Source organism: Planotetraspora kaengkrachanensis (assembly GCF_016862895.1).
In the GTDB taxonomy this organism is placed as follows: domain Bacteria; phylum Actinomycetota; class Actinomycetes; order Streptosporangiales; family Streptosporangiaceae; genus Planotetraspora; species Planotetraspora kaengkrachanensis.
The window spans coordinates 55,590-74,543 of the sequence record NZ_BONV01000001.1 but is presented as its reverse complement, the minus strand read 5'-3'; the positions used below and the strand labels follow the sequence as shown (position 1 = coordinate 74,543).

17 protein-coding genes are annotated in these 18,954 nt (G+C 69.6%); 13 read left to right on the top strand and 4 right to left on the bottom strand.

Annotated features, from left to right (window positions below; genetic code table 11):
- The first annotated feature begins 104 nt into the window (after positions 1-104).
- The 5 genes from rpsA (at position 105) to uvrB (ending at position 6,366) form a co-directional block, all read left to right on the top strand.
- Positions 105-1,574, top strand: coding sequence for a 30S ribosomal protein S1 (rpsA, locus tag Pka01_RS00345; RefSeq protein WP_203880481.1), 1,470 nt, complete (start codon positions 105-107; stop codon positions 1,572-1,574).
- 231 nt (positions 1,575-1,805) lie between these two features.
- Positions 1,806-2,261 (top strand): GNAT family N-acetyltransferase, encoded by a 456-nt coding sequence (locus tag Pka01_RS00340; RefSeq protein WP_239114598.1) that lies wholly within the window; start codon positions 1,806-1,808, stop codon positions 2,259-2,261.
- A gap of 24 nt (positions 2,262-2,285) precedes the next feature.
- Positions 2,286-2,876: a dephospho-CoA kinase gene (gene coaE, locus Pka01_RS00335; RefSeq protein ID WP_203880479.1), complete on the top strand. Its 591-nt coding sequence runs from the start codon at positions 2,286-2,288 to the stop codon at positions 2,874-2,876.
- Positions 2,877-2,932: 56 nt separating this feature from the next.
- Positions 2,933-4,117 (top strand): ArsB/NhaD family transporter, encoded by a 1,185-nt coding sequence (locus Pka01_RS00330; protein WP_239114597.1) that lies wholly within the window; start codon positions 2,933-2,935, stop codon positions 4,115-4,117.
- 137 nt (positions 4,118-4,254) lie between these two features.
- The gene (gene uvrB, locus Pka01_RS00325; protein ID WP_203880477.1) at positions 4,255-6,366 is read left to right on the top strand and encodes an excinuclease ABC subunit UvrB; all 2,112 of its coding nucleotides are present in this window, start codon (positions 4,255-4,257) and stop codon (positions 6,364-6,366) included.
- Between the two features lie 163 nt (positions 6,367-6,529).
- On the opposite strand, the gene Pka01_RS00320 is transcribed toward uvrB, so the two are convergent.
- Positions 6,530-7,837 carry an MFS transporter gene (locus Pka01_RS00320; RefSeq protein WP_203880476.1) on the bottom strand — a complete coding sequence of 436 codons (1,308 nt, stop codon included), beginning with the start codon at positions 7,835-7,837 and terminating at the stop codon, positions 6,530-6,532.
- An 82-nt stretch (positions 7,838-7,919) separates the two neighbouring features.
- Between Pka01_RS00320 and Pka01_RS00315 the strand changes: the two genes are divergently transcribed.
- Together Pka01_RS00315 and Pka01_RS00310 are read left to right on the top strand one after the other, a co-directional pair.
- Positions 7,920-8,399, top strand: a complete 480-nt coding sequence (locus tag Pka01_RS00315) for an ArsR/SmtB family transcription factor (RefSeq protein ID WP_203880475.1) — start codon at positions 7,920-7,922, stop codon at positions 8,397-8,399.
- A gap of 3 nt (positions 8,400-8,402) precedes the next feature.
- Complete coding sequence (locus Pka01_RS00310; RefSeq protein WP_203880474.1) at positions 8,403-9,158, top strand: hypothetical protein; 756 nt, start codon at positions 8,403-8,405, stop codon at positions 9,156-9,158.
- Here Pka01_RS00310 and Pka01_RS00305 read toward each other — a convergent pair.
- Both Pka01_RS00305 and Pka01_RS00300 read right to left on the bottom strand, forming a co-directional pair.
- Positions 9,148-9,765 (bottom strand): DUF4126 domain-containing protein, encoded by a 618-nt coding sequence (locus Pka01_RS00305; protein ID WP_203880473.1) that lies wholly within the window; start codon positions 9,763-9,765, stop codon positions 9,148-9,150. The genes Pka01_RS00310 and Pka01_RS00305 overlap by 11 nt on opposite strands.
- 204 nt (positions 9,766-9,969) lie before the next feature.
- Positions 9,970-10,689, bottom strand: a complete 720-nt coding sequence (locus tag Pka01_RS00300; RefSeq protein ID WP_203880472.1) for an acyltransferase — start codon at positions 10,687-10,689, stop codon at positions 9,970-9,972.
- A gap of 102 nt (positions 10,690-10,791) precedes the next feature.
- Here Pka01_RS00300 and pyrG point away from each other — a divergent pair, with 102 nt between their 5' ends.
- The 4 genes from pyrG to Pka01_RS00280 all read left to right on the top strand — a co-directional run bounded on the left by pyrG (position 10,792) and on the right by Pka01_RS00280 (position 15,104).
- Positions 10,792-12,531 (top strand): CTP synthase, encoded by a 1,740-nt coding sequence (pyrG, locus tag Pka01_RS00295; RefSeq protein WP_275414411.1) that lies wholly within the window; start codon positions 10,792-10,794, stop codon positions 12,529-12,531.
- Positions 12,532-12,533: 2 nt separating this feature from the next.
- Positions 12,534-13,139, top strand: a complete 606-nt coding sequence (locus tag Pka01_RS00290; RefSeq protein ID WP_239114596.1) for an NUDIX domain-containing protein — start codon at positions 12,534-12,536, stop codon at positions 13,137-13,139.
- Positions 13,140-13,174: 35 nt separating this feature from the next.
- Entirely contained in the window at positions 13,175-14,089 is a 915-nt protein-coding gene (locus Pka01_RS00285; protein WP_239114595.1) for a site-specific tyrosine recombinase XerD, read from the top strand.
- A 172-nt stretch (positions 14,090-14,261) separates the two neighbouring features.
- Positions 14,262-15,104, top strand: a complete 843-nt coding sequence (locus Pka01_RS00280) for a ParA family protein (protein WP_275414415.1) — start codon at positions 14,262-14,264, stop codon at positions 15,102-15,104.
- A 188-nt stretch (positions 15,105-15,292) separates the two neighbouring features.
- Here the strand turns inward: Pka01_RS00280 and Pka01_RS00275 are convergent, their stop codons facing one another.
- Positions 15,293-16,414 (bottom strand): NAD(P)/FAD-dependent oxidoreductase, encoded by a 1,122-nt coding sequence (locus Pka01_RS00275; protein ID WP_203880471.1) that lies wholly within the window; start codon positions 16,412-16,414, stop codon positions 15,293-15,295.
- A 98-nt stretch (positions 16,415-16,512) separates the two neighbouring features.
- On the opposite strand from Pka01_RS00275, the gene Pka01_RS00270 reads away from it, so the two are divergent.
- Entirely contained in the window at positions 16,513-16,869 is a 357-nt protein-coding gene (locus Pka01_RS00270; protein ID WP_203880470.1) for a winged helix-turn-helix transcriptional regulator, read from the top strand.
- Between the two features lie 1,124 nt (positions 16,870-17,993).
- Positions 17,994-18,872, top strand: a complete 879-nt coding sequence (locus Pka01_RS00265) for a segregation and condensation protein A (protein WP_203880469.1) — start codon at positions 17,994-17,996, stop codon at positions 18,870-18,872.
- Positions 18,873-18,954 lie beyond the last annotated feature (82 nt).

The window sequence follows — 18,954 nt, the reverse complement described above, 5'->3', positions numbered from 1 at the left end:
GCGCTCGATCATCCGATGCTTCGCCAGGTGCCTCCGATGACCGAAAACAGGCCCGCCGCGCTTCCGTCACAACGACATCTGTCCGGTTCGGAGCAACTCCACACATGACGAGCAGCACTGAGGCCACCTCGAACACCCCGCAGGTAGCGGTCAACGACATCGGTTCCGAGGAGGCCTTCCTCGCCGCGATCGACGAGACCATCAAGTACTTCAACGACGGAGACATCGTTGAAGGCACCGTCGTCAAGGTCGATCGAGACGAGGTCTTGCTCGACATCGGCTACAAGACCGAGGGTGTCATCCCCTCTCGAGAGCTCTCCATCAAGCACGACGTCGACCCCGCTGAGGTCGTCGAAGTCGGGGAGCACGTCGAGGCCCTGGTCCTCCAGAAGGAGGACAAGGAAGGCCGTCTGATCCTGTCCAAGAAGCGCGCTCAGTACGAGCGGGCCTGGGGCACGATCGAGAAGATCAAGGACGAGGACGGCATCGTCACCGGCACGGTCATCGAGGTCGTCAAGGGTGGTCTCATCCTCGACATCGGCCTCCGCGGCTTCCTGCCGGCCTCCCTGGTCGAGATGCGCCGCGTCCGCGACCTGCAGCCGTACGTCGGCCGTGAGCTCGAGGCGAAGATCATCGAGCTGGACAAGAACCGCAACAACGTGGTCCTGTCCCGCCGCGCCTGGCTCGAGCAGACCCAGTCCGAGGTGCGCCAGACGTTCCTCAACACCCTGCAGAAGGGTCAGGTCCGCAAGGGCGTCGTGTCCTCGATCGTCAACTTCGGCGCCTTCGTGGACCTCGGCGGAGTCGACGGTCTGGTCCACGTCTCCGAGCTGTCCTGGAAGCACATCGACCACCCCTCCGAGGTCGTCGAAGTCGGCCAGGAGGTCACGGTCGAGGTCCTCGACGTCGACATGGAGCGCGAGCGGGTCTCGCTGTCGCTCAAGGCGACGCAGGAGGACCCCTGGCAGCAGTTCGCCCGCACCCACCAGATCGGCCAGGTCGTTCCCGGCCGGGTCACCAAGCTGGTGCCGTTCGGCGCGTTAGTCCGGGTCGAGGAGGGCATCGAGGGTCTGGTGCACATCTCCGAGCTGGCCGAGCGTCACGTGGAGATCCCCGAGCAGGTCGTGCAGGTCGGCGACGAGATCTTCGTCAAGATCATCGACATCGACCTGGACCGCCGCCGCATCTCCCTGTCGCTGAAGCAGGCGAACGAGGGCGCGATCGGCGCCGACGTCGAGTTCGACCCCACGCTGTACGGCATGGCGGCGACCTACGACGACCAGGGCAACTACATCTACCCCGAGGGCTTCGACGCCGAGACCGGCGAGTGGCTCGAGGGCTTCGACAAGCAGCGCGAGGAGTGGGAGCGGCAGTACGCCGAGGCTCAGGCCCGCTTCGAGGCGCACAAGACGCAGGTCGAGAAGGCTCGCGCCGAGGAGGCGGAGGCCAGCGAGGCCGCTCCGTCGTCCTACACCGGTGAGACCGCCACCCAGGCTCCGTCCACTGGTGGCGCGCTCGCGTCCGACGAGGCGCTCGCCGCCCTTCGCGAGAAGCTGGCCGGCGGCCAGAGCTGACCGCACCTGAAGTGAAGTGAACGCAGGCAAGGCCCCGCTTCGGCGGGGCCTTCCTCGTGTCCGGCCTCATTTCACGGGCTTCTGCCCGGCGCTCACGCCTGACGCCGGCCAGCCCGGCCCTCATGCCCGGCCCTCATGCCCGGCCCTCATGCCCGGCGCTGCCCGGGCGTCCTGGTCGCCGGCGGGGCGACGGCGCGGCCGGGTCCCCGCCACGCCGATAGGGTGTGCGGCGTGGTGGACATCACGCGCGCCCTCCCCGAAGACGCGGGGGAGATCCTCACCGTCCAGCGGGCCGCCTACGTGACCGAGGCCCAGCTGTACGGAGACCCGTTCATCGGGCCTCTGGTCGAGTCCGCCGAGCAGGTCCGCGAGTTCATCGGGACCGGGGTCGTGCTGAAGGCGACGGCGAGCGGGCGGATCGTCGGGTCCGTCCGGGCCCGGCTCAACGGCACCACCTGCCTCGTGGGGCGCCTCGTCGTCGTCCCCGACCGCCAGGGTGAGGGAATCGGGGGCGGCCTGCTGTCCGCGCTTCACGACGCCGTGCCGGAGGCCACCGCCTTCGACCTGTTCACCGGTCATCTGTCGGGCGGGAACCTGCAGCTGTATCGCCGTCTCGGCTACCGCGAGACGCACAGGGAACGCGTCCAGGACCACCTGACGCTGGTGCACCTCCGGCGCGACGTCTGAGATCCCTGTCGGTAGGCTTCGGGCGTGCTGAAGGTTGGCCTGACGGGCGGCATAGGTTCGGGCAAGAGCGAGGTCTCCAAGAGGCTCGCGGCCGTGGGCGCGGTGGTCATCGACGCCGACAAGATCGCACGTGAGGTGGTCGAGCCGGGAACCCCCGGCCTCACCGAGATCGTCGAGGCCTTCGGCGAGGACATCCTGCGCCCGGACGGCACGCTCGACCGGGAGAGGCTCGGTTCGATCGTCTTCGGGGACGCGGCGAAGTTGAAGATCCTCAACGGGATCGTCCACCCCAAGGTGGGAGCCCGGATGCAGGAGCTCCAGCAGACGGCGCCCGCCGACGCGATCGTGGTCTACGACGTCCCGTTGCTGGCCGAGAACAATCTCGCGGGACTCTACGACGTGGTGATCGTCGTGGACGCCTCCGACGAGATCCGTCTCGAGCGGCTGCGCAAGTTCCGTGACATGAACGAATCCGAGGCGCGGGCGCGGCTCGCCGCTCAGGCCGCACGCGAAGACCGTCTGAAGATCGCGGACATCGTGATCGGCAACGAGGGCACTCTGGACGACCTCGACGGCCGCGTCGCCGAGGTGTGGGCCGGTCTGCGGGCCAGATAGCGGTCGGGTGACGCGGGCCACAGTGTCATCGCCCGCCCCTGGGGAAGATGGCGCCGGTGAGGTCACGGCGGCTGGGCGTACTCGACTGGATCAGCGTGGGGCTGCTCGCGCTGGGTGTGTCGTTCGTGGTCACAGGCCTGCTTCCGGCCGCGGCGGCCAGGGAGAGCGTCGACAGGATCGCGCCGCTGCTGCTCTTCCTGTGCGCGGTCGTCGTGCTCGCGGAGCTGACGAAGGAGGCCCAGGTCTTCGACGTCGTCGCCACCCGGCTCGCCATCGTCGGCCGCGGCAACTATGCCGCTCTTTTCATCCTTTGTACGGCTTTCGCATCTTTGGTGACGATATTTCTCAATCTTGACACTACGGCCGTGCTGCTCACCCCGGTCATGCTGGCACTCGCGCCACGAGCCGAGATCGCGCCGATGCCGCTCGCGATGACGACAGTCTGGCTCTCCAACACCGCGAGCCTGCTGTTGCCGGTCTCCAACCTCACCAACCTCCTCGCGATGAGCCGGGTGGCGCTCAGCACGCGGGAGTTCGCCGCCCGCATGTGGGCGCCGGCCCTGGCGGCCGTGTCGGTCACGATGGCGTTCCTGTGGATCTTCTACTGGCGGCGAGGGGAACGCGGGGCCGACCGCTACGTTCCGCCCCCGGCTCCGGTGATCGCCGACCGCACGCTGTTCTCCGTCGCCGCCGCGGCATGTGTAGTGTTCGTCGGCGCGATCCTGGCCGGAGCGCCGATCGAGGCGGCCGCGCCGGTCGCCGCGGTCGCCGTCGTCGTCGCCTTCGCCCGGCGGGACAGAAAAAGGCTCGGCTGGAGCCTCGTTCCCTGGCGGCTGCTCGTGTTCGTAACCGGGTTGTTCCTCGTCGTGCCCACGCTCGGCAGGTTCGGCCTCGAATCCGTGATGAGCGTGATCATCGGGCCGGACGGCGCGGGTGACGGCGACTTCCGCGCGGCCGCCGCCGGCGCGGGGTTGTCCAACGTGGTGAACAACCTCCCCGCCTACGTCGCGGGGGAGCAGGTCATCCCGGAGGCCAACCACGTGCCGTTGTTGTCGCTGCTGATCGGCGTCAACGTGGGAGCGGTGGCGACGCCGTGGGGATCCTTGGCGACACTGTTGTGGTTCGAGTGGTGCCGCCGCTGGGAGGTGCGCGTCCCCGTCGCCAAGTTCATCCTCACCGGCGTGGGCCTCGCGGTCGTCGGCGTCGCCGCCGCGGTGATCGCGTTGCTGCTCATGGCCTGAGCGGGCCCTGCCGGGATCCGCGCCGGGAAATGTCGGTGCCCGCGCGTAGGTTATGAAGGTGTGGGCCCGGCGCGGCGAGCGGAGTCGCCGCCGTTGAAGGATTCGCCCCACGGCAAGCGAGGAGTGGAGATCGGCCGATGAGACCTGTCACGGACCTGCAGCGGAGCGTGGCGCCCTTCGAAGTCGTCACCGGCATGACCCCCTCGGGAGACCAGCCCACCGCGATCGCCCAGATGGAGCGCCGGGTCAACGGCGGAGACAAGGACACCGTCCTGCTGGGCGCCACGGGCACCGGCAAGACGGCGTCGGTGGCCTGGCTGATCGAGCGGGTCCAGCGGCCGACCCTGGTCATGCAGCCGAACAAGACCCTGGCCGCCCAGTTCGCCAACGAGTTGCGCGAGATGCTCCCCAACAACGCGGTGGAGTATTTCGTGTCCTACTACGACTACTACCAGCCCGAGGCCTACGTCCCGCAGAGCGACACCTACATCGAGAAGGACTCCTCGATCAACGAGGAGGTCGAGCGGCTGCGCCACTCGGCCACCTGGTCGCTCGTGTCCCGCCGCGACGTCGTCGTGGTCGCATCCGTGTCCTGCATCTACGGCCTGGGCACCCCGCAGGAGTACGTCGACCGCATGGTCGGCCTGAAGGTGGGCCAGGAGATCGAGCGCGACCGGCTGCTGCGCAGGCTCGTGGACATGCAGTACGCGCGCAACGACGTGGCCTTCACCCGCGGCACCTTCCGCGTGCGCGGCGACACGATCGAGGTCATCCCGGTCTACCAGGAGCTGGCCGTACGGATCGAGATGTTCGGCGACGAGATCGAGAAGCTGTCGACCCTGCATCCCCTGACCGGAGAGATCGTCAGCGAGGACACCGAGCTGCACATCTTCCCGGCGACCCACTACGTCGCGGGGCCCGAGCGCATGGAGCGGGCCATCGGGGGCATCGAGGCCGAGCTGGTGGAGCGGCTCGCCGAGCTCGAACGGCAGGGCAAGCTGCTCGAGGCGCAGCGGCTGCGCATGCGGACGACCTACGACATCGAGATGATGCGGCAGATCGGCACGTGCGCGGGCATCGAGAACTACTCGCGGCACATCGACGGCCGCGAGGCGGGCACCGCGCCGCACACGCTGCTCGATTTCTTCCCCGAGGACTTCCTGCTGGTGCTCGACGAGTCGCACCAGACCGTCCCGCAGATCGGCGCGATGTACGAGGGCGACGCCTCGCGCAAGCGCACCCTGGTCGAGCACGGCTTCCGCCTGCCGTCCGCCATGGACAACCGCCCGCTGAAGTGGGAGGAGTTCCTGGAGCGCATCGGCCAGACCGTCTACCTGTCGGCCACGCCCGGGCCGTACGAGCTGGGGCGGAGCAAGGGCGACGTCGTCGAGCAGGTCATCCGCCCGACCGGCCTGGTCGACCCGGAGGTCGTGGTCAAGCCGACCAAGGGCCAGATCGACGACCTCATGGAGGAGATCAGGGCCCGGGCGGAGCGTGACGAGCGGGTCCTCGTCACGACGCTGACCAAGAAGATGTCGGAGGATCTCACCGACTACCTCCTCGAGAACGGCATCCGCGTCCGTTACCTGCACAGCGAGGTCGACACCCTGCGCCGAATCGAGCTGCTGCGCGAGCTGCGGATGGGCGAGTTCGACGTGCTGGTCGGCATCAACCTTCTCCGTGAGGGTCTCGACCTGCCCGAGGTGTCGCTGGTCGCGATCCTCGACGCCGACAAGGAGGGCTTCCTGCGGTCGGAGACGTCGCTGATCCAGACCATCGGCCGTGCCGCGCGAAACGTCTCCGGCCAGGTGCACATGTACGCGGACAAGATCACGCCGAGCATGGAACGGGCTATCGACGAGACCAACAGGCGCCGGGCCAAGCAGATCGCCTACAACGAGGCGAACGGCATCGACCCCCAGCCGCTCCGCAAGAAGATCGCTGACATCCTCGACAGCCTGGCCCGGGAGGACGAGGACACCGCCCAGCTGCTCGGAGGCGGCGGCAGGCAGCAGTCGCGCGGCAAGGCCCCGGTTCCCGGCCTGGCCTCGCGTGGGGCCGGCCAGCACGCGAAGGCCATCGCGGGAGAGATGCCCCGGGCTCAGTTGGAGTCGCTGGTGGAGTCGCTCACCGAGCAGATGCACGCGGCCGCCACCGACCTCCAGTTCGAGGTGGCGGCCCGGCTCCGCGACGAGATCAAGGAGCTGAAGCGCGAGGTCCGCGACATGCGCGAGGCCGGCGTCAAGTGACCCCGCGCCCCGCCTGACGCGCCCCGCGTGACGGGCCGTCCCAGGCGGGCATCGCCCGTCCCGTTCCGCCTGCCCGGCCGTCTCCTCCGGCGAGACCGGAGGAGACAGCCCCACCGACGGCTCGGGGCCGCCCGGCGGGTCGTGAGCAGGGTCCGTGAGCAGGTCAGGGCGTGCGGACCGCCTCCGGGTCCCGGACGGCCTCAGGCGTGCGCCCAGTCTCCGCCGGGGCGTGCTGGGCCTTCGCCGGGCCGTCGGCGGCGTCCTGGCGGGGACGCCGCGCGACCGCTCCGGCGACCACGGCGAGCAGCGCCAGAACCAGGACCAGGGCGCCGTAGGCGGTTGCCGTGTCGTGTAGGCCGGCGGAGGGGACGGCCAGTCCGGCCAGGACGGCGGGCACGCTGAACGCCAGGTAGCTCACCACATAGATGGAGGCGAACAGTTCCGCCCGCTCCGCGGGTTCGGCGAGTTGCGCGAGCGAGCGGAACGCGCCGAGGAAGGCGGCGCCGAAGCCGCTGCCCGCGACCGCGGTGCCGACGAAGAACAGCGGCGCCGACTCCAGGGCGATCGCGGTCATGGTCAGCGCCGTGCCGATCGCCAGCGAGGCCGATCCGGCGGTCATCACGCGCCGCGGATCCATGTCGCGGACCACCACTGAGGCGACGGCGCCGGCCCCTGTCAGGGTGGTGACCACGAGGCCGCCCACCAGGTGATTGGAGACGTGCAGAACGCTCGCCGTCACCGATCCGCCGAGGGACAGGTAGAGGCCGCCCATCGCCCACGTCGCCACGAGGCAGGGGACGGCGGTGAGAAACGCCCGCCGGGCCTGGGGCGGTACGGACGCGCGCGGGCGTAGCGACGACAGGGCTCCGGGGCGCCGCGAGACCGTCTCCGGCAGGAACGCCACAGCGGCCGCCAGGATCACGAAGACCACAGCGAGCAGGGCGAACGGCAAGGTGGTCGGGGCGGGAGCGTACTGCAGCAGCAGTCCGGCCCCCAGCGCTCCCACGGCCAGGCCCACGGTGGGCGCCACGCTGTTCGTCAGCGCGCCCTGGCGCGGCCCCGGCTGGAGGTCCACCACCGCGGCGCTGATGGCACCGGCCGCGGCCCCCGTCGCGAGGCCCTGCAGGATCCGCGCAAGCAACAGCAGCCCGACGCCGTCCGCGGCCATGAACACGACCATGGCGGCCGCCTCGGCCAGGAGAGCGGTGGCCAGGACGGGCCGCCGGCCGACATGGTCGGAGATCCCTCCGACGGTCAGCAACGCGATCAGCAGGGCCAGGACGTAAACGGCGAACACGGCGGTGAGTACGGCGGCGGAGAAGTGCCATCGCTGCTGGTAGACGACGTAGAGAGGGGAGGGCGTGCTCGAGGCCGCCATGAAGGCCAGCAGGGTTCCGCCGACCAGCCAGAATCCGGCCCGCCGGGGAATCCGCCACCCGGCGCGGCCGGTTGACGGTGGAGCGCCAATCATGCGCGTGCTCCTTAAAGTTCCAAAATTTTCGAACTGTTGGAGACTACGCTCCGGCGGGCGACGGTTCAACTATTCTCGAACCATGAGTGGAAGCTCACGGGAGCTCGCGCATCCGGACGCGGCGGACCTGACCCTGACCGACGTGCTTTTCGCCCTGAGCGATCCGTCACGGCTGGCGATCGTGCGGTCCCTCGTCGAGGGGCCGATCGAGGTGGCGGCCTGCCAGCCGGTCGGCGCGGAGATTCCCAAGTCCACGCTCTCCCATCACCTCAAGACGTTGCGCGAGGCCGGGGTGGTCCGCAACGTCCCCCACGGCCGCCGGCGTTACGTCAGCCTGCGCAGTGACGACCTGGACGGGCGTTTCCCCGGATTGCTGACCGCCGTCCTCGGCGCCGGACCCGACCCGGCGGCAGTCCCGGCGCCCGACGTGGCGCCGATCCTGGCCGCCGGCGCCTCACGCGGGCCTGTGCAGGAGGAGGCGCCCGTTGCGGCGACCGCCCCGGGCGGCACCGGGAGGACCGGAAGCGGCACCGCACGACGCACCGCGGGCGACCGGGGGTGACGCGTGAGACCGGCGGTGGGCGAGCCGCTGCGGCGGTGCACGGCCTGCGGCGGCTGGGAGTACGGCGGAGCACCCGGCTGCCGGCGCTGTGCCGCGCTCGTCGACGACATCGTCGAGGACGCCTGGCGGGAGTTCCTCACGCCGATGCTCGGCACACCGACACCGCCGCTGCCGACCGCGACGCCGACCCCGACCCCGACCGCGACGCCGACCCCGCCGCCGACCCCGCCGCCGACCCCGACGGCGGGCGCTCGGGGCGCCGGAGCGGGGGAGCCCGAGACCCGGGGCACGGGAGGCCGGGCGCCCGGCGCGGAAGGCGCGGGGGCCGCCGGGGACGAGCGAGCGGTCGCCCAGATGGTCGCCGAGGAGCCCGACCGGCATGACTGGCGGGTGTTCGACGCCGCGCTCGACAGGCTGACCTGCGGTGACTGCGGCGACCGGCTGGGCAGGGGCCTGGCGGGCTGCCCGGGGTGCGACCTGGCCAACGGCTTCCGTTACGCGGCGATCGAGACCGACCGGCCGGGCGTCCCTCCGGGGAACGAGCACGCGATCCGGGTGAACGTCTCCGTGGTGCGCCGCCCGCACGGCGTCTCGGCTCCCGAATTGCTCGGCAGGAGCCTGTTCCTGCCGTTCCTGCTGGCCGGGGCGCTTCCCACGACGCGGCAGGCGCAGCGGACCGCCGCTCTCCTGAGGGGCGCGGTCACCAGGGAGGAGGCCGCGGCGCTCGTCGACGTCATGTCGGCGGAGTTCAGCCGGTGACACCTCCCGGGGGCGGCACGGTGCGAGCTCTGCGGGACTCCCGATAGCGCCGCACCCGGCGCAGGAGCAGCCACCCGCCCAGCGCGAGCAGCGCCACGGCCACGACGACCAGCAGCGGCAGGAAGATCGCGATGAGGCTCATGCCCAGCGAACTCGCGTCCTCCACCGTGCTGACGACGGGGGCGCCGAAGCCGGCCGTGGTCGCGTTGACGACCGGCCTGGCGCTCGATTTGACGAGGTGAACGGCCAGGGCGACCACGATCCCGAGGATCCAGCCGACCGCCGGATGCTCGGCCATCCAGGTGGAGTTGTCGAGCTCGGCCGCGGCCGCGGTGGCGCTGAACACCACGCCGCCCGAGGCGGGCCGTACGGCCGTCTGCACGATGTCGTTCACGTGGTCGACCACGGGCACCTTGTCGAGCACGAACTCGGCGACCAGCAGCACCCCGATGATCGTCAGCACCCAGCCGTTGGACAGCCATTCGTAGCCCTGCGGCAGCCGTACGGCGTCGGTGAAGTTGGCGAGCAGGCCGACGACCATCAGCGGGATGTAGGCGTTGAGCCCCGCCGCGGTCGACAGGCCGAGCCCGGTCAGCGCCGCGAACAATCAGCACCTCCTCGCTGTGCGAGACGATCTCGCGCAGACATCAACGGACGATTCTGGCCCTGTGTCCCCGATCAGAGGCTCCAATCCCCAGAAAAAGGGAAGCCCCGACATGTCCGATCATGCCGGTTCGTTTTCGATGAACCGACCGCCTCCTGATCCGCCGGAGCGCCCGAGTCGGCGGGGTCGCGGCTCCGGGTGAGCGGGTCAGGCGGGGCCGGTGCCGGTGGCGGGCACGCCTGGCAGCTCGGGAGCCGTACGGGGATCGGGGAGGGCGACCGGCTCGGCCGGGGGGACCGGCAGGAGGGGGCTGTGCCATCCCCGCTCGGGGGAGTGCCGCCGGACGATCTTGGCGGGGACGCCCGCGATGACCGAGTGGTCGGGGAACTCGCCGCGGACGACCGCCCCGGCCGCGACGACCGACTGCCGGCCGATGCGCGTGCCCGGGAGGATGATCGCCCCGGTGCCCAGCCACGAGCCCGCACCGATCGAGACGGGATTGTTGCGCGGCCACTGCCGCCCGATGGGCGTCTCCGGGTCGTCGTAGACGTGGTTCTGGTCGGTGATGTACACGTACGGGCCGGTGAACACGTCGTCGCCGATGTCGATCGACTGATGCCCGACGATGTGGCTGCCCCTGCCGATGGAGCAGGCGCGGCCGATCCGCACGATCGAGTCGGGCCCGAGGTCCACGCCGGGACCCATCCCCGCCGAGATCGAGACCCGTTCCCCGATCAGCGTGTGGTCGCCGATCTCGATCCACGCCTCGCCGAAGATCGCGCCGAGCGGGAAGGAGACGCACGCCCCATCGCCGAGGTGGCGGAACCGGTAACCGCCCGTGGAGCCGGGGCTGAGCGCGGCGGCCTCGCGCAGGTAGGCCCACCCCCGGTGGGCGATCCGGCCCACGACACGCTTCACGATCGACATAACGGGACAAGGTACCCGCTGGTCCGGCCCTTGGCCATGGTGGGTTCGCGCACGTAGGGGCACCAATCATGCAAAGCGTTTGATATTCTGAGAGCCCGTGGCATGGCGGTCGCCGATTTGGCGGCCGAGCACAGTAAACGACCACGGGAGCCCTTCTTGCGCAGCGACGCCCACTCCAGGCCAGCACTGACCAAGCATCTGTTCGTCACCGGCGGCGTCGCCTCCAGCCTCGGCAAGGGGCTAACGGCCTCCAGCCTTGGCCGCCTACTCAAACTGCGGGGCCTGAGGGTCACCATGCAGAAGCTCGACCCCTACCTCAACGTGGATCCGGGGACGATGAACCCCTTCCAGCACGGCGAGGTCTTCGTCACCGACGACGGGGCCGAGACCGACCTCGACGTGGGTCACTACGAGCGTTTCCTCGACACCGAGCTGCACGGCTCGGCCAACGTGACCACCGGCCAGGTCTACTCGAACGTGATCGCCAAGGAGCGCCGCGGCGAGTACCTCGGGGACACCGTGCAGGTCATCCCGCACATTACCAACGAGATCAAGGACCGCATCCGGGGCATGGCCGGGCCGGACGTCGACGTGGTCATCACCGAGGTCGGCGGCACCGTCGGCGACATCGAGTCGCTGCCGTTCCTCGAGGCCGTCCGCCAGGTGCGCCACGAGGTCGGCCGGGACAACGTCTTCTTCCTCCACGTGTCGCTCCTGCCGTACATCGGCCCGAGCGGCGAGCTGAAGACCAAGCCGACGCAGCACTCCGTGGCCGCGCTCCGCAGCATCGGCATCCAGCCCGACGCCATCGTGTGCCGGTCCGACCGGCCCATCACGACCTCGCTCAAGCGCAAGATCAGCCTGATGTGCGACGTGGACGAGGACGCCGTGGTCTCGGCCGTGGACGCGGCTTCGATCTACGACATCCCGAAGGTCCTGCACACCGAAGGTCTCGACGCGTACGTCGTCAGGCGGCTCGGCCTGCCCTTCCGCGACGTGGACTGGAAGGAGTGGGACCAGCTGCTGAACCGGGTGCACCGCCCGGCGACGGAGGTCACGATCGCGCTGGTCGGCAAGTACATCGACCTTCCCGACGCATACCTGTCCGTCACCGAGGCGCTGCGCGCGGGCGGCTTCGCCAACGACGCCCGGGTCAACATCCGCTGGGTCAAGAGCGACGACTGCGAGACGCCGGAAGGGGCCGCGCGCGAGCTCGACGGCGTCGACGGCGTGCTCATCCCCGGCGGCTTCGGCGTGCGCGGCATCGAGGGCAAGGTCGGCGCGGTGCGCCACGCGCGCGAGCAGAAGGTCCCGCTGCTCGGCATCTGCCTCGGCATGCAGTGCATGGTCATCGAGGCGGCGCGCAACCTCGCGGGAATCGGGGACGCGGGGAGCACCGAGTTCGACCCGGACACGGCCGACGCGGTGATCTCGACGATGGCCGACCAGGAGGACGTCGTCGCGGGCGACCGCGACATGGGCGGCACCATGCGGCTCGGCCTCTACCCGGCCGCGCTCGCCGACGGCTCCCTCGCCCGGCAGCTGTACGGCAAGGCCCGCGTGGAGGAGCGGCACCGCCACCGCTACGAGGTGAACAACTCCTTCCGGGAGCGGCTGGAGAAGATCGGTATGGTGTTCTCCGGGCTGTCGCCCGACGGCCGGTTGGTGGAGTACGCCGAGCTGGCGGCCGACCAGCATCCCTTCTTCATCGGCACCCAGGCGCACCCCGAGTTCCGCTCGCGGCCGACTCGGGCCCATCCGCTGTTCAAGGGGCTGGTCCAGGCCGCCCGGGTGTACGCCGACGTCCGTGAGACCGTTGCGAAGGCGGGCCGTAGCAAGTGAACGTGGAAGACTCCGAGGAGTCCTGGGAGATCACCGGCTCGCAGGAGCACTTCTCCGGGCGGGTCATCTCCGTGCGCACCGACGCGGTGCGGATGTCCGACGGTTCGGTCGCCAAGCGTGACTACGTCGTCCATCCGGGCGCGGTCGCGGTGCTCGCCCTCGACGACGAGGACCGCGTGCTGCTGATCCGCCAGTACCGCCACCCGATGCGCCGTCTGCTGTGGGAGCTCCCCGCGGGCATCCGCGACGTGCCGGGGGAGCCGCTCGTGGACTGCGCCGCCCGCGAGCTGGCCGAGGAGGCGGCCTACCGGGCCGCCACCTGGCACACGCTGGTCGACCTCCACACCTCGCCCGGCATGAGCGACGAACGGATCCGGGTCTTCCTCGCCCGCGACGTGAGCCCCGTGCCGGACGAGGAGAACGCGTTCGTCCGGAAGGACGAGGAGATCGACATGCCGGCGATCTGGATCCCCTTGGCCGACGCGGTGGACAGAGCCCTGAAAGGAATGATCCACAATTCTCCGGCCGTCGCCGGTATTCTCGCCGCGTACGCCGCTTCCGCCGACGGTTTCAAGGGTCTTCGTCCCGCCGACGCTCCGGAGGCATGAGTCCGTAGGGGGACGTCCTGAGCGAGCCGGAGGCGGTGCTGTCCAGCTACCTCGCCCACCTGGCGGTGGAGCGGGGTCTGGCTGCCAACACGCTCGCCTCCTACCGCCGTGACCTGCGGCGTTACCTCGACCATCTCGCGGCGCGGGGGATCGGGTCCTTCGCGCGGATCACCGAGTCCGACGTGGTCGCCTTCCTGGCCTCACTGCGGGAGGGCGACGAGGAGCACCCCGCCCTGGTCGCCAGTTCGGCGGCCCGGGCGGTCTCCGCGGTGCGCGGGCTGCACCGGTTCGCGGTCCGCGAAGGCGTGACGGGACACGACCCCGCGCACGAGGTCCGGCCGCCGCGCCAGCTCCGCAGGCTGCCGAAGGCGATCACGGTGGCCGAGGTGGAGCTCCTCATCGCCGGCGCCGGCCCGGAGGACGCGCCGCTGACCCTGCGCAACCGTGCGCTCCTCGAGGTCCTTTACGGCACGGGCGCGCGGATCTCCGAAGCGGTGGGGCTGGCCGTCGACGACGTCTCCCACCGTGAGGAGCCCGATCACGACCAGGTGCGGCTGCGGGGCAAGGGCGGCAGGTCCAGGATCGTCCCGCTCGGCCGGTTCGCCCGCGGGGCCCTGGACGCCTACATGGTCCGGGCGAGGCCCCAGATCGCCGCTCACGGCCGCGGGACGCCCGCGCTGTTCCTCAACGCGCGGGGCGGCAGGCTGACCCGCCAGGGCGCCTGGGAGGTCCTCCAGGCGGCGGCGGAGCGGGCGGGCCTTTCCGGTGTTTCCCCGCATATGTTGCGGCATTCATTCGCAACCCACCTCCTTGACGGAGGCGCCGACGTTAGGGTTGTCCAGGAGTTGCTGGGTCACGCCTCGGTCACCACGACACAGGTTTACACGCTCGTGACCGTCGACAGGCTCCGCGAGGTCTACGCCGCGGCCCATCCCCGGGCGCGGCGCTGAACGTATTTGGCTCCATGCGGAATATGGCGTTGAATATCGCAGGCCCTGGCGCGCCGCCTTGCCGCATGGGGGCCTACGCTCTAAATTCGATCAGGTTCGGTCCATCAGGGAGGTTCGTCAGTTGACTGCGACCACAGATGCGACGTGGACCGCGGGGACTCCCGGCGGTGAGATCGGGCCGACCGGTCGCCCTCGTCCCGTATTCCCGGAGCCGCTGCCGCCGGAGACGCACGGTCCCGCGCGGATCGTCGCCATGGTGAACCAGAAGGGCGGCGTCGGCAAGACGACCACCACGATCAACCTCGGAGCCGCGCTGGCCGAGGTGGGTCAGCGGGTCCTGCTCGTGGACTTCGACCCCCAGGGCGCGCTTTCCGTGGGGCTCGGCATCGATCCCCGGCCGCTCGAGTCGACCATGTACGACCTCATCATGGAGGAGCCGGACGTCACGGTCGACGACGTGCTGCTCAACACCTCCGTCGAGGGCATGGACCTGCTGCCGAGCAACATCTTCCTGTCCGGCGCGGAGATCAGGCTCGTGAACGAGGTGGCGCGCGAATACGCGCTGCAGCGGTCACTCGAGCCGCTCCTGCCGCACTACGACATCGTGCTCATCGACTGCCAGCCGTCCCTCGGCCTGCTCACGGTCAACGCGCTGACCTGCGCGGACAGCGTGATGATCCCGCTGGAGTGCGAGTTCTTCGCCCTGCGCGGCGTCGCGCTGCTGATGGAGTCGATCGGCAAGGTGCAGGAGCGCCTGAACAAGGACCTCGAGATCGACGGCCTGCTGGCCACGATGTACGACCCGCGCACCCTGCACGCGCGCGAGGTGCTGCAGACGATCATGCAGGGCTTCGGCGACAAGGTCTTCCACACCGTCATCAACCGGACCGTGCGGTTCCCCGACGCCACCCTGGCCGGCGAGCCCATCACCCAGTTCGACCCGGGTTCGATGGGAGCCACCGCCTATCGTGAGCTGGCTCGTGAGCTGCTCGTCAGGTGGCCCTCCCGGGTCTGACGGCACGCGCGGTTCCGAGTCCCCGCATCGGGACCGTGCCTTCGCGTCCGCTCCGCCCAGGTTGAGATGCCCTTGAGAGCCCCTGTCCGGTGCCCGCAGGCCACGTCGCCATGCGGCGCGTGGCCGTACGGGCCGGATCGTTCGGGGCCGCTCGCCGGGATGCGGCCCCGGCCGCCCGAGGGGTGTGATCAGGACCGGGTGCCCGGGCCGTCGAACATCGCGCTGTAGTTGTCGACCAGCATGGCGCTGCCCTTGACCGCCGAGGTCACCTCAGGTCCGGCCAGCGCGCCGACGCCGTCTTCGCCCGGGAGCCAGGCGGCGCCCTTCTCCGGGCCGAGCGGCACGACGATGATGGGCGGCAGCGGCTGCCACGTGCCGAGCTCACCCTCGCCGGTGATCAGCGTCCGGAGGTTCGCCGCGAGCAGCTGACCCTGGTAGGTCGCGCCACCGGCCGTGTTGCGGTCGGCGTCGGTGATGTCGCCGAGTGCGTACACGCGGTCGTGCCCGATCACCTGGAGATGCTCGTCGACGCGGAGGTAGCCGTTCGCGTCGCGGGTGGTCGCGAGGGATCCCTTCAGATAGCCGGACTGCGGCGTGAGCCCGAAGCAGCGGAACCAGATGTCGGCCGTCAGCTTCTCGCCCGTCTCGGTGACGACCGTGACCTCGCCGAACGTGGCGGGGGCGGTGTCCGGCAGGTCCCTCAGGGGGCTGCCCAGCTTCAGCTCGACACCGATCTCGTCCAACTGGCGCCGGAGGTCGTCACGGAGTGACTGGTCGAACGGGCCGGGGAGGACGTCGGCGCCGACGTCGACGATCGTCACCTGCTTGTCGGGGAAGAACGCCTTGATCTCGCCCGCGAGCTCCAGACCGGTGGGGCCGGCGCCGACCAGCAGCACCCGGGTGGCACGCAGGAGTTCGTCGTGTGCGGCCTCGTGCCTGGCCCGCGCCGTCTCGGCGTCCGGTGCGTCGGTCTTGGCGGGGAACGGGTACGTGGACCCGGTCGCCAGGACCAGGTAGTCGGGCTCGAGCTCCTTACCCGATTCGAGAGTGACTCGACGGCCCTCGACCGCCACGGCACGGTCGCGAAGGAACCGCCCGTGCTTCAGCAGGCGGTCGTAGGGCATGAAGATCTTCTCCAGCCACACGGGCTCGACCAGGGCCCGCCACGCCGCGACGTTGTGCACGAAGATCTCGCTGGCGTCCACGAGGGTGACATCGGCCACGTCGTCGAGGCCCTTGGCGGCGTTGATGCCGCCGTAGCCACCGCCCACGATCACTACGTTCGGGCGCCCACCGGGATTGTCGGTCATGATGAGGCTCGTCCTCTCACTTGTCATTTAGTGGTGACGAGGCGAAGACTAGCAGCTAGGAAAGTCGAAGTAACGAGGGAGCGGCTAGGATGGCCTCCGTGACGCCCAAGCCCCCCTCGCCCGCGGAAGTGGAGCTGTGTAAGCGCGGTGACGAAGCGCTGACGAGGGCCTTCTTGGTTCTGGGGAAACGCTGGAGCGCTGTGGTGCTTGGCTGCCTCCGTCCGGCCCCCGCCGGATTCCGCGAGCTGTCGCGCGCCATCGGGGGAGTGAGCGACTCGGTGCTCTCCGACCGTCTGTCCGAGCTGACCGAGGCCGGGCTTGTCGTCCGCACCGTCTGTGAGGGGCCGCCGGTCACGGTGTCCTACCAGCTGACCGAGCGGGGCGATGCGCTCATGCCCGCGCTGGACCAGATCTCCCGCTGGGCGCGCGAGCACCTTCCAGTCGAGAGCGATTAGCGCGGACGTTCCGCCTCCGGGATGCCCTCCGCGGGCTGACTCGCTGTTTGGGCTGTCGCCCGGCACGGCACTCGTCGTCCTTCGCGAACTCGGTGCTTCCGCGAACTCGGTTCGGCGGCGTGTGATCCACCCATGCCGTGCAGTTCGCCGGGTAGGGCGGAGGCCCGCCGGGCACCCCGGGGGCGAAGAAGCCACCGAGAATCGGGATCGGGATGCCGATCGCACACACCGTTTGCGCGATCTGGCCGGTCGAGGTCTCCGCCATCACGCGCATGAACGGAAAGGCGCCATTGAAGATGATCGACGAGGAGACCGAGACGACACCTGCCGGATACCCGGCCAAGGTCGAGAGGTCATGCCAGGGCGGATTCGTGCGCGGGTCCCGGAGCTGCCGCACCCGTCGTCATCGAGCATTCTGCTCACCTGCCGCGAGCTTTCGGCAATACGAATGACATTGCGAATCGCGCGAGGGTTGTCGAAGTCGTCGCCTCGTGCTTCGAGGGAGGCTGTCCCTTTTCGCGCCGACGATGGTACTCGCCGGGGTCTGGCGCGAAATAGTCATTATGGCGCCGATCGCCGTAGTCGCGACCCCCAATGCCCGGATGTTCTTGCCGGAACCAGGAGTGGAAGTGCGCCGGTAACTACTAGAAGTCATTGCATTCCATGTCGTCTGTGATTCGAGACAATCAAGTTTCGTGAACCGCTAAAGCGGCTGCGAACAAGGGATTCGCGGCCATGGTCGCGACAATGCGGTCTCTTCGCTAACAGGGCATGAATGGGTTCGTCGACGATGAGAAATTGTCCAAATTATTCGGTTTTACTCAAAGGCTTCCGTGGAGAATGGTGCCCTTGATTTCTATACGTGAGTCACGAGTCTTAATTCGCTTTAAGGCGATCTCGCTCCCGGTTTGTCGATTCAGGGCGCTGTGCCACCGATTTCGGGCTCCTCGGAGCCGGTCGAATCTGCCGGATTCGGCGAGTAGTCGCCGGTTCGTCCGGCGACAACATGTCCGATTGACCCGTATCGAGTTCTTGGTCATCGAAAAAGCGAGATGTTCGGCCGGCGCGGGCCGTTGAAATGGATTCCCCCAGGGCTTCGGCAGTGGTCCCCTGTGTGAGGGACAATGAGAGGCGTGATCGAGCAGGAGACCGAGCGGGAGAGCCCGGCGCCGGACGGCTTCCAGGTGCATCTGGACGTCTTCGAGGGCCCGTTCGACCTGCTGCTCGGGCTGATCTCCAAGCACAAGCTCGACATCACCGAGGTGTCCCTGCACCAGGTCACCGACGAGTTCATCGCGTACATCCGGTCGCGGGGCCCGGAATGGGACCTCGACCAGACCAGCCACTTCCTTCTCGTCGCGGCGACGCTGCTGGATCTGAAGGCGGCCAGGCTCCTGCCCACCGGTGAGGTCGAGGACGAGGAGGACCTCGCCCTCCTCGAAGCCCGCGACCTGCTGTTCGCCCGCCTCCTCCAGTACCGGGCGTACAAGGAGGTCGCCAAGATCTTCTCCGGCCGGATGGCGGAGGAGGCCCTGCGTTTCCCGCGGGCCGTGCCCATGGAGAAGCGGTTCGCCGACCTGCTGCCGGAGCTCGTGCTCGGCATCGGGCCCGAGCAGCTGGCGAAGATCGCGGCGCGGGCCTTCACGCCCAAGGCGCCGCCGTCGGTTTCTGTGAGCCACATGTACCAACCGCTCGCCAGCGTGCGCGAGCAGGCGGCTATCCTCGTCGAACGGCTGAGGCGGGTGAAGACGGCCACTTTCCGGTCGCTGACGGCCGACTGCGCGGGGACGTGGGAGATCGTCGCCCGTTTCCTGGCCGTCCTGGAGCTCTTCCGCGAGGCCGCGGTCTCCTTCGAGCAGGTCGAGGCTCTGGGCGACCTCCACGTGACGTGGACGGGCGCCGCCGACGGTGACGTCACCGTCGGCGACGACTACGACGACGGCAAGGCGGCCGGCGCCGACGAGCGCGGGGACGGCGGGACCGCCGAGGGGCCGGACGAGTGAGCTGGACGGATCGGACCTCCGCGAGCTCCGCACCTGGTCTCCGCAGAGACGGCCGTGACGATCGCGGCGGTGTTCCGGCACC